This is a genomic window from Methylomonas rivi, from assembly GCF_024505165.1.
Lineage (GTDB): Bacteria > Pseudomonadota > Gammaproteobacteria > Methylococcales > Methylomonadaceae > Methylomonas > Methylomonas rivi.
This window is the reverse complement of the sequence record NZ_JANIBK010000131.1, coordinates 1-11,329: the sequence shown is the minus strand read 5'-3', so window position 1 is coordinate 11,329 and position 11,329 is coordinate 1. Positions and strand designations below refer to the sequence as shown.

7 protein-coding genes and 1 pseudogene are annotated in these 11,329 nt (G+C 59.0%); all 8 read left to right on the top strand.

Going from position 1 to position 11,329, the window contains the following annotated elements; all coding sequences use genetic code 11:
• A partial coding sequence (locus tag NP596_RS17035; protein WP_256616589.1) for a DUF4398 domain-containing protein occupies nt 1-283 on the top strand: 283 nt, incomplete at its 5' end.
• An 18-nt stretch (nt 284-301) separates the two neighbouring features.
• The gene (locus NP596_RS17030; RefSeq protein ID WP_256616588.1) at nt 302-1,183 is read left to right on the top strand and encodes an OmpA family protein; all 882 of its coding nucleotides are present in this window, start codon (nt 302-304) and stop codon (nt 1,181-1,183) included.
• Between the two features lie 52 nt (nt 1,184-1,235).
• Nucleotides 1,236-1,643, top strand: a complete 408-nt coding sequence (locus NP596_RS17025) for a carboxypeptidase regulatory-like domain-containing protein (RefSeq protein WP_256616587.1) — start codon at nt 1,236-1,238, stop codon at nt 1,641-1,643.
• A gap of 157 nt (nt 1,644-1,800) precedes the next feature.
• The gene (locus NP596_RS17020) at nt 1,801-2,088 is read left to right on the top strand and encodes a sll1863 family stress response protein (RefSeq protein ID WP_256616586.1); all 288 of its coding nucleotides are present in this window, start codon (nt 1,801-1,803) and stop codon (nt 2,086-2,088) included.
• Nucleotides 2,089-2,145: 57 nt separating this feature from the next.
• Nucleotides 2,146-2,776 (top strand): annotated as a pseudogene (locus NP596_RS22095) (oleate hydratase).
• 63 nt (nt 2,777-2,839) lie between these two features.
• On the top strand, nt 2,840-2,971 hold the full coding sequence (locus NP596_RS17000) for a DUF3096 domain-containing protein (RefSeq protein ID WP_150047961.1): 132 nt from the start codon (nt 2,840-2,842) through the stop codon (nt 2,969-2,971).
• A gap of 78 nt (nt 2,972-3,049) precedes the next feature.
• Nucleotides 3,050-3,208: a DUF3309 family protein gene (locus NP596_RS16995; protein ID WP_256616583.1), complete on the top strand. Its 159-nt coding sequence runs from the start codon at nt 3,050-3,052 to the stop codon at nt 3,206-3,208.
• A 146-nt stretch (nt 3,209-3,354) separates the two neighbouring features.
• Nucleotides 3,355-11,329 (top strand): GH36-type glycosyl hydrolase domain-containing protein (locus NP596_RS16990; protein ID WP_256616582.1); only part of this gene is annotated, 7,975 nt, incomplete at its 3' end.

Below are 11,329 nucleotides of genomic sequence, written 5' to 3'. Positions count from 1 at the left end.
ACAAATGGCGGTGTCCAAAGCGGCGGTAACCGGTGCCAGCAGCGCCGGCGGCAACGAATTTGCGCCGATACCGTTCAGGGCGGCGATTGAAAAAATGGCCGCCGCCGAGCAGGCGATGATGCGGGAAGATTATCTGCGGGCCCAGCGGCTCGCCGAACAAGCCCAGGTCGATGCGCAACTGGCCGCCGTGACCGCGCGTGCCGCCAAGGCCCAAAAAGCCGTGAGCGCATTGCAGGAAGGCAATCGCGTGCTGCGCGAAGAAATCGACCGTAACGTCCAGTAATCCTCAAAGGAGTTAACCATGCAAACCTACCGATATTTAACGGCCCTAATGGCGGCCGCGATTGTTTCCGGCTGCGCCACGGAGCCCAACGTATCGTTGGTCGATGCGCATAACAGTTACAACAACGCCCGCATCAATTCCGAAGTGGGTACCTTGGCGGAACTGGAAATGAAACAGGCCGGCGATACGCTGAAAAAAGCCGATCGCGCCTACGAAGAGGATGAGGACGACGAATCTGTCAACCATCTGGCTTATGTTGCCACTCAACAAGTGGCTATTGCTCGGGCCACCGCCAAGCGCAAAACAGCCGAGGCCGCCGTGAATAACGCCGAGGGCAGCCGCAATCAAGTGCGTCTCGATGCCAGAACCGCCGAAGCGGATGCGGCTAAACGGCAAGCGGCCTTGAGCCAACAAACCGTGGAGAGGCAAGCGGCCGAACTGGTCATGGCCGGCGCGAATAGCGAACGTGACGAGGCCTTGATCGCCCAACAGAATATTTTGATCAACGAATTGAACGCCAAGAAAACCGCTCGCGGTTTGGTGATTACCCTCGGCGATGTGTTGTTCCGCACCGGTAAAGCCGGCTTGCAAACCGGCGGCCTGCGCAATGTCGACAAACTGGCTGATTTTCTAACCCAATATCCCGGCTACAAGGTATTGGTTGAAGGCTATACCGACAGTCGCGGCAGCGACGCGTATAACCAGGAACTGTCCGACCGCCGCGCTTATGCGGTACGCACGGCCTTGGTGGATGGCGGAGTCAGCAGCGACCGGGTCAAAACCCGTGGCTACGGCGAGGAATATCCGGTGGCCGATAACGATACCGCCGCCAGTCGCCAATTGAATCGGCGGGTAGAAGTCATCCTGTCCGATGAACACGGCAATATAGCGACACGCTAGTCGGCTTATGTTTTTACCCGGCTACGGATTGCGGGCGAGGAGGAGCCTTTTTATGAAATTAAAGTTAATCATACCCTGGATGATGCTGAGTTTTTGGGTGTTTGCCCAAGAGGCTTCGATCATGCCGCAAACGCAGGGCGATGTGAGTTTTATCAGCGGCGGCGTGGGGAGTGATGAACGGGAGCGGCTGCAAGCCATCGGTACCGACTATAACTTGAGACTGATATTTTCGACGCAGGGTTCGGGCGATTATCTGAGTGGCGTCAATGTCACCATCAAGGATGCGGGCGGTAAAATTGTCCTGGAAACCGTAACCGACGGCCCCATGCTGTTCGTCAAACTCAAGCCCGGCCGCTACGGCGTTAGCGTCGATTATCAAGCACGCCTCATGCATAAAACCGTCACGGTAAACGATAGCACCCGCGCGCCGTTGGCGTTTGCGTGGCCGGAACGCCGATAATCGCCCTTATGTGCGCCAGCGTACCGACGCCGCTTATGGGCGGCGTTATACTGTCATTAGCGATTTCAAGCAAGCGCGTGTAACTTGCCAGCTGTGCGCGCCGGAGCCATAAAGCCCGGCTAATATCCTCTTTACGCCCATCATCAACGAGACATCCATGAAAACCAAAAACGAATACATCGAAATATTGGCAACCCAACTGCGAGAATGGAGTGCCGAGATCGACCAGTTAACCGAGAAAACCGAGAAAGCGGCGGCGCTGGTAAAACTGAATTATGTGGAAGAGCTGAATGCCTTACACGCCAAGCAGCAAGTCGCCCAAGCAAAACTGGCGGAGTTGGAGGAATCCGGCCACGAGGGCTGGGAAGCTTTGAAAGACACCGCCGACAAGGTTTGGGACGATCTTAAAACCGGTCTGGCCGAGGTTGCCGCCAAATTAAAGTAACAGCGATTCGGCTTTTAATCGCCTAACGACCGCAACGCTATTTCAGGACGAATCGAGATGAAGACAAAAGCAAAGGCTTACCTCGTGGGCGGCGGTATCGGGTCGCTGGCCGCGGCGGCCTTCGTGATTCGCGACGCCGGCATACCCGGAGAAAATATTTTCATCCTGGAAGCGGCGCCGAATTTGGGCGGCAGTCTGGACGGCGCCGGCGATCCCAATTTGGGGTTTCGATGCGCGGCGGCCGGATGTTGACCACCGACAATTACGAATGCACCTGGGATTTGTATAAATCGATACCCTCGGTCGAGCACGAAGGCAAGTCGGTGTTCGAGGAAACCGTTGAATTCAACGCACGGCACAAGTCGCATTCGCTGGCCAGACTGGTGGATAGCCGCCGGGCCAAGGTGCCGGTGACGTCGATGGGTTTTTCGATGCGGACCGCATCGAATTGCTGAAACTGAGCCAGACCGACGAAGCTACGTTGGCCGCGACCTGCATCACCGACTGGCTGTCGCCGGCGTTTTTTAAAACCGAATTCTGGTACATGTGATCCACCACTTTCGCCTTTCAGCCCCGGCATAGCGCGGCGGAGTTCAGGCGCTATCTGCATCGCTTCATGCTGGAGTTTTCCCGTATCGAAACCCTGGCCGGCGTCAGGACGTATGCTTCGAGCAGGTGTGTGCGATAGCGTACAGACTCTGTCGGGACTTGCCATTAAGCTTTGGCTTCGTCCATTTGAGGAGGTTATGCCATGAATTTAGCTATCGAACCGTTACTGGCTCTGGTGATAGGCGTCTTAATCCTGCTGATACCCCGGTTCTTAAATTATTTCGTGGCGGTTTATTTGATCGTCGTGGGCATTTTGGGGCTTATTCACCGCTAAAGAGCTAACTGCCCTAAAACCAACACGACGAAGTTTTGGGATCGTTCTTATTCTATTTGTTTTCACTGGAGGCTTACCATGTCGCTTGGCACCATTTTGCTGGTCGTTCTTATTCTGATGCTATTGGGCGTTATTCCGGTATGGCCGCATAGCCGTGCCTGGGGCTATGGGCCCAGCGGCAGCCTGGGATTGGTACTGACCGTTTTATTGATTTTACTGTTGTTGGGCAAGATTTAGCCCCCCCTTTTTTCGGCATGGCTGAGCCCGATTGCATTCGGGCCAACACATGCCTTGCGCGCCATGACGTCTTCAATTCCGGAACCAAAACCTGGACGCCGAAAATGTATATGCGATAGACCAATTTAGATTCGGAGAATCAAGCCATGGCCAAGCGGCGAGAACAAAGACGGCATGCGAGAAGCGAACATCCGGGCGGCGAAGAAACGCCGATTCGTTTCGAGGTGTTCAACACCGAGCGTCTGGAACAGCATGCGGTAAGCTTGGCGAGGGCGCAAAAAGTCACTAGCCTTAAGCAAGGACGTAAACTGATTCCGCGGGTACGCGAGAATGCCCTGGTCTTACTCGAGGCTTACAAATCCGTAGCCAGGGAAGTGCGCGAGCAACACGCCATCACGCCGGCGGCCGAGTGGCTGCTGGACAATTTTCACGTCATCGAAGAGCAGTTCAGCGACATTCATGCCGATCTACCGGAAAGCTATGCGCGCGAGCTGCCGAAACTGGCCGAAGGCGTGCTGGCCGGTTATCCGCGGGTCTACGGCATCGCCTGGGCATTGGTGGCGCACACCGACAGCCGCTTCGCGCCGGATTTGCTTAGTCTGTTCGTTAACGCCTACCAAGGCGTCGAGCCGCTCAGGCTCGGCGAATTGTGGGCGATACCGATCACCTTGCGGGTTTTGTTGGTCGAGAACCTGCGCCGCCTGGCCGTCAGCATCATGCGCTCGCAAAACGGCCGCCGCTTGGCCGACGAGTTCGTCGATAGAGTGGAAAGCATCATCGCCCACAGCGACAGGCCGGACCCGCCGATTCCCTTGGGTGAACTGCCGGCCGAGCCGTTGCGGCAGGCGTTTGCCGTACAGCTTTTACAGCGCTCGCACGATCCCCATCCCGCGGTATCGATTTCTCTGGATTTTCTCAATGACTGGCTCAAAGAGCAAAACCGCAGTCTCGACGACATCGTGCATAGCGAGCATGCGGCGCAAATCGCCGATAATCTGACGGTCCGCAACATCATTACCAGCATGCGTGCCATTTCCGCCTTCGATTGGCCCGATTTTGTCGAAGAGGCCAGTTTGGTGGATGTTTGTCTGCGCAGCCATCGGGGTTACGCCGCGATGGATTTTTTGACCCGCGACCGTTACCGCCACGCGGTCGAAGAACTGGCCAAACGTTCGCCGCGTTCGGAGGTGGACATCGCGCGGCTGGTGATGGACAAGATTCATGAGGCGGCGTCGCAAGGCGCTGCCGACGAACGCCGGCTGGAGCCCGGCTATTATCTGATCGGTGCCGGGCGCTACGGATTCGAAACCGACGTCGAATATCGGTCAACGCTTAGACGGCGCCTGTTGCGCGCTTATGTCAGCCACGCCGGCTCGGCCTATATCGGCAGTCTGGCGTTATTGGCCCTGCTGTTGCTGGCGCTGCCGTTGAGCGCGGCAATGGCCGCCGGATTGACCTACTGGTCGCTGTGTATATTGGCCTCGGTTTTTGCGTTTCCGGCCTCGGATATTGCCGTCGGCGTGATGAATCAGCTCATCGTTGCCGGCCTGCCGCCCTCCCATATGCCGAGATTAGAGCTAAAAGACGGCATTCCGGTCGAATTGAGCACCTTTGTGGTGGTTCCGACGCTGTTTGCCAGCGAAGCGGGCGTCCGGCAGCAAATCGAGCAGATGGAAATTCGTTATCTGGCCAATCCAGTAGGCGAAGTGCGGTTTGCGTTGTTGTCGGATTGGACGGATGCCGAACAGGAACATCAGGCCGGCGACGAAAGGCTATTGAGCGTCGCCATGGGTGGAATAGAGGCATTGAATGCCAAATACGGTTCGCAACGTTTCTTTGTGTTTCACCGCAAGCGCTTGTGGAATGCCGGCGAAGGCAAGTGGATGGGCTGGGAGCGCAAGCGCGGCAAGTTGCAAGAGTTTAACCGCCTGCTGCGCGGAGCTACCGACACCTCGTTCCTGCCGATAGCCGGCCGGCCTGCCGTTGCACCGGCAGGCGTTTGTTATGTGATTACCCTGGATGCCGACACCAAGCTGCCGATGGGTGTCGTTACCCAATTGGTCGGTGTGGCCGCCCATCCGCTCAACCGGCCGGTATTCGATCCCGTCAGCCGGACTATCGTGGATGGTTACGGCATTTTGCAGCCGAGGGTGACGCCGACCTTGCCGCAACGCCAGGAGCATTCGCTGTTTCACCGGATCTTTGCCGGCGCTTCCGGTACCGACGCCTACTCCAGCTCGGTATCCGAGCTGTATCAGGATCTGTTCGCGCTGGGCACCTATAGCGGCAAGGGCTTGTACCATGTCGATAGTTTCGAAGCGGCATTGGCCGGCAGGGTACCGGACAATACCCAACTCAGCCACGATTTATTCGAGAGCGTTTATGTCCGTTGCGGTTTGGTCAGCGACATCGAGTTTTTCGAGGAATTTCCGTCCCACACCGAAGTGGCGGCATCGCGGCAGCATCGCTGGGTGCGGGGCGATTGGCAACTCATCCCCTGGATTTTCGGCGCGTCCGGCCGGGGCATGCCGCTGATAGGCCGCTGGAAGATGCTGGATAATCTGCGCCGCTCGCTGTCGGCGCCGGCAGCCTTTTCGGCGCTGGTGGCGAGTTGGGCTATTCCGGCCGCGCCGTTATGGCCGTTGGTCGGCTTTGTGCTGGTTGCCTTGGCTTTTCCGGCCATTTTAGCGCTGGCCGGTGGTTTTAGCGTGCCCCGGCGCGGCATTTCGCTGACCACGCACCTGCGCGGGGCCGCCGAAAACCTGCTTTGGGCTTGCGGCAACAGTCTGGTGGCGCTGACCTTGCTGGCGCAGCAAGCTTGGTCGATGACCGATGCCATCGTAACCACGCTGGTGCGCTTGTTTATCACTCGCCGCAAATTGCTGAAGTGGGTGACGGCCTTGCAGGCGAAAGCCGGGGCAGGGCATGCGCTGAAAAATTTGATTCGGCCGCTAAGTCATTCGTCCACGGTGGTGATGGGGGCCGCGGCCCTGGTGTTGCTGTGCAATCCGGCCGCCATCCAATATGCCGCGCCCTTTCTGTTGTTGTGGTGGTTGGCGCCCGTGGTCGCTCGGGCCTTGAGTCTGCCGCCCAGGCTGGATAAAGCCGAAAGCCTGTCGGCTGAGGATAGCGCGCAACTACGCCTTTACGGCAGACGGGTCTGGCGCTTTTTCACCGCTTTCGTCACGGCGGAGGAACATTATCTGCCGCCGGATAATTTTCAGGAAGATCCGCAACCGGTGGTAGCGCACCGCAGTTCGCCGACCAATTTCGGGCTTTATTTGTTGTCCGTCGTCGCGGCGCGGGACTTCGGTTGGTTGGGTTTGCAGGATACCGTCGAGCGGCTGGAAGCAACCTTGGCGACACTGTCCGCCCTGCCGCGCTTGCATGGGCATTTTTACAACTGGTACGACACCCGGGATTTGCACATACTGGAACCCCGTTACGTGTCGACCGTCGACAGCGGCAACCTGGCCGGACATCTGTTGACTTTGGCGCAAGCCTGCCGGGAAATGCGGGAGCGGCCGCTGAATTTTACCGCCGCGTTGGCCGGAACGGCCGACACTCATCGCTTGCTGTCGAACGCGTTGAGCCTTATCGGCAGCGAACCGCGCACCCTGACGGTGACCTTGACCGAACTACGCCAAAAAAACGCGGCGCTTGGCGAACTTCTGGCCAACCGTCCCGCCGATGCGGCCGCATGGAGCCGTCTGTGGCAGCAGCTCAGCGTTTGCGCCGGCGTGCTTTTCGATCTTGCCAATGCTTATGCCGCCGAACGTGGCGATAGCCATGACAACGAGGTGCTGGCTTGGGCCGGTCTGTTGTGCGAAGACATTCGCTCGCATGCCAAGGATGTCGGCAGTCTGATGCCGTGGCTGCATTTCCCCATCGGCGCTCGCTCAAGGGAGCCTTCGGAAATGACGCCGGCCGTGTTTGCGCAATTAAAACAACAGCTAACCATGGCAACCCCGTTGTGCGACCTTGCCGCCGGTTATAGGGCGTGCGCCGATTTAATGCGGTCGTCGACAGGCGAGATGACGGCTGCCGATCTGAACGCATCGGCCGTTCTCTTATGTAGAGCCGGAGAATTGGCTACGGCCTTGAGCGATCGTCTGGACAATATGGCCGCGCAGCTGGAAAGCCTGTTCCGGGATATGGATTTTCGCTTTCTTTACGATACCGGCCGCCACATGTTCGCCATCGGTTACCGGGTGGCGGAAGGTGTTATCGATCCGAGTTATTACGATTTGCTGGCGTCGGAGGCACGCTTGTCCAGTTTTATCGCCATCGCCAAGCGCGACGTGCCCAGTACGCACTGGTTTCATCTCGGCCGCAGGGTGACCCGCGCCGCGCATGGCACCGTGTTGCTGTCCTGGTCGGGGTCGATGTTCGAATATCTGATGCCGTCGCTGGTGACCTTTACCCCGCGTTATAGTCTGATCGACCAGACCTGCCGCTTGGTCGTCAAACGGCAGATCGAGTACGGCCGGGCGCGCGGCGTGCCCTGGGGCGTGTCCGAATCCGCCTTCAACGGCCGCGATTTAAGCATGACTTATCAATACTCCGCCTTTGGGGTGCCCGGCCTGGGTATGAAACGCGGCTTGGGCGAGGAATTGGTAATCGCCCCTTACGCCACGGCCTTGGCGGCCATGTATTTGCCGCATGCCGCGGTGGAAAACTTCGCCAGCCTGGAACGCCAAGGCGCGCTGGGACGTTTCGGTTTCTTCGAGGCCCTGGATTTCACGCCGATCCGCTTGGCGGAAGGGCAAAAGGTGGCGATGGTGCGCTGTTATATGGCGCATCATCAGGGCATGTCCTTGGTGGCCTTCGCCAATGTGGTACATGACGGCATTATGCGGCATCGTTTTCACCGCGCGGCATTGATTCAGTCGGCGGATTTATTGCTGCAGGAACGCATTCCGCATGGCGCGGATACGGAAACCCTGCCGCTGCTGCAAGCCTTGTCGGACGTCAAGGATACCGTGCAGCCGCCGGTGCGGCGCGTGCCGACACCGATGTCGGCGGTGCCGTCCTCGCATCTGCTGGCCAACGGCCGTTATTCGGTGATGATCACCGCCGCCGGTGCCGGCTACAGCCTATGGCGAAATCTGGCGGTAACCCGTTGGCGCGAGGATGTGACACTGGATGCCTGGGGCAGTTTCCTGTACCTGCGCGATGTCGAAAACGGCGACGTCTGGTCGGCCGGTTACCAGCCGACGGCGGTCAGGCCGGAGCAGTATGACGTGGTGTTCGTCGAAGATCGCGCCCGGATTACCCGTAGCGACGGTGCCATCGTCACTACTCTGGAAATCGTGGTGTCGCCGGAAGACGACGCGGAAATCCGCCGTCTGAGCTTGACCAATAACGGCATGCGCGAGCGGGAAATCGAAGTAACCTCGTATGCCGAGATCGTGCTGGCGCCGATGCCGGCCGACATTGCCCATCCGGCTTTTTCCAATCTGTTTATTCACACCGAGTATCTGCCGCAAACACGGGCGTTGCTGGCGCATCGCCGGCAACGCGCGGCCGGCGATGCGCAACTGTGGGCGGCGCATGTGCTGGCGGATCGGCAAACCGGCGACGGTTTGCAATACGAAACCGATAGAGCCCGCTTTATCGGCCGCGGACAAAACTTGCGGGCACCGATTGCGGTGATGGATGGCCGGCCGTTGAGCAACACGGTGGGATCGGTGCTCGATCCTATCTTCAGTCTGCGCACCCGCATCAAGGTCGCCGCCGGCGCTACCGAACATTTGACTTTCACCACGCTGGTCGCCGCTTCGAGACAGGCGGCAGCGGATCTTGCCGACAAATATCACAGTGTCACGGCCTGGGAGCGGGTGTCGGCCCTGGCCTGGACCCATGCCCATGTGCAATTGCGCCACTTGCGGACCAAGCCGGACGAGGCGCAGTTGTTTCAAATGCTGGCGAATCGCTTGATCTTTGCCGATCCGTCGTTGCGGCCGGCCGGCAAATGGATGCAATTGAACACCTTAGATGTCAGCGGGCTGTGGCGCTACGGCATTTCCGGCGACAGGCCCATCGTATTGTTGCGCGTCAGCGAGCCGGAGCATCGCGGAATGGTCGATCAATTGCTGCGCGCTCATGAGTATTGGCGCATCAAAGGCCTTGCCGTCGACTTGCTGATCCTCAACGAGAAGGAAACGTCTTACGTCGAGGACTTGCAGAATTTGCTGGAAAACCTGATGCGCGAGAGTCAGGCGCGTTCGGCCGCGCAAGAACATGAAAATCCGGGAGCGGTTTTTGTGCTGCCGGCCAGCCGGCTGTCTATGGAAGAGCGGCGGTTGTTGCAAACGGCGGCGCGGGCGATGCTGGTCGGTAATCGCGGTACCTTGGCCGAGCAATTGTTGCGGCATCCGCGCCCGGAATCGGCATTTATTGCCCCGAAAGTTCTGCCTGTTCAGGAAACCGAGGCGCCTGCCTTGGCGCTGCCGGAGTTGGAATTTTTCAACGGCTTGGGCGGTTTTGCCGAGGATGGCCGCGAATATGTGATCGTGCTGGACAAGGGCCAATGGACGCCGGCGCCGTGGGTCAATGTCATCGCCAACCCGGAGTTCGGTTTCACGGTTTCCGAGTTGGGCAGCGGTTGCACCTGGTGCGGCAACAGCCGCGAGAACCAGTTGACGCCCTGGTCCAACGATCCGGTCGGCGATACGCCGGGCGAGGTGTTTTATCTGCGCGACGACGATAGCTATGAGCTATGGACGCCGACCGCGCTGCCGATCCGGGTTGAAAACGCCGCTTATCTGATCCGTCACGGCCAGGGTTATAGTAGTTTCGAGCATGCTTCGCATGGTATTCATAGCGAACTGTTGCAATTCGTCAGCCCGGACGATCCGGTCAAAATCTCATCGTTAACCTTGACCAATATCTCCGGTCGCAGCCGGCGACTGACGGTGACGGCTTATTTGGAATGGGTGCTCGGTGCCTCGCGCAACGTCACCGCGCCGCATATTATTACCGAGCAGGATCCGGAAACCGGTGCCGTGTTGGCTTATAACCCTTGGGACCGGGAATTCGGCGGCCGCATCGCCTTTGCCGATCTGGCCGGGCGCCAGAGCGGATTTACCGCCAATCGCACCGAATTCGTCGGCCGTAACGGTAGCCTGGATGCGCCGGCCGGTTTGCTAAGCCGCAAACCGCTGAAAAACCGCGCCGGTGCCGGACTCGATCCCTGCGCGGCCTTGCAAACGGCCATCGAGCTGGCGCCGAATGAGCGGATCGAGATAGTCTGTTTACTGGGGCAGGGTAAAGATAGGGCGCAGGCCGTCGAGCTGATCCAACGCTACCGCGCCACCGACGCGGCGGACACGTTCGCACTCGTGAAGCAGTCCTGGCGGCGGGTATTGGCGAAGGTGCAAGTCAAAACCCCGGACCGGGAACTGGATTTGCTGTTGAACGGCTGGCTGCTGTATCAAACCTTGAGTTGCCGGATGTGGGCGCGGGCGGCTTTTTATCAGGTCGGCGGGGCGTTTGGTTTTCGCGACCAACTGCAAGACAGCATGGCGCTGGCCGTTTCCAGACCCGATCTGGCTCGCGCGCAAATCTTGCGCGCCGCCGGGCGCCAGTTCGAAGCGGGCGATGTGCAACATTGGTGGCATCCGCCCACCGGCCGCGGCGTACGCACCCGCTTTTCCGACGATCGGGTCTGGCTGCCCTATGCGGTGGCGCATTACCTGAAAGTGAGCGGCGATAGCGAAGTGTTGGCGGAATTGTTGCCGTTTCTGGAGGGTCCGGTATTGGGCACGGAGCAGGACGACGCCTATTTCCATCCCGGCGAATCGTCGACAACAGCCACTTTATTCGAGCATTGCGCGCGGGCATTGGATCTGAGTTTGGCCACCGGCGCGCACGGTTTGCCGTTGATGGGCAGCGGCGACTGGAACGACGGCATGAATCGGGTCGGTAACAAAGGGCAGGGCGAGAGCGTGTGGCTGGCCTGGTTTCTGATTACGACCTTGACCGAATTCGCCGATGTCGCCGAGCGGTTGGGCGAAACCGGGCGCGCCGGGCGTTGGCGCGAACATGCGGCGCAACTGAAGACAGCGGTGGAAGCGGAAGGCTGGGACGGCGCCTGGTATCGGCGCGCCTATTTCGACG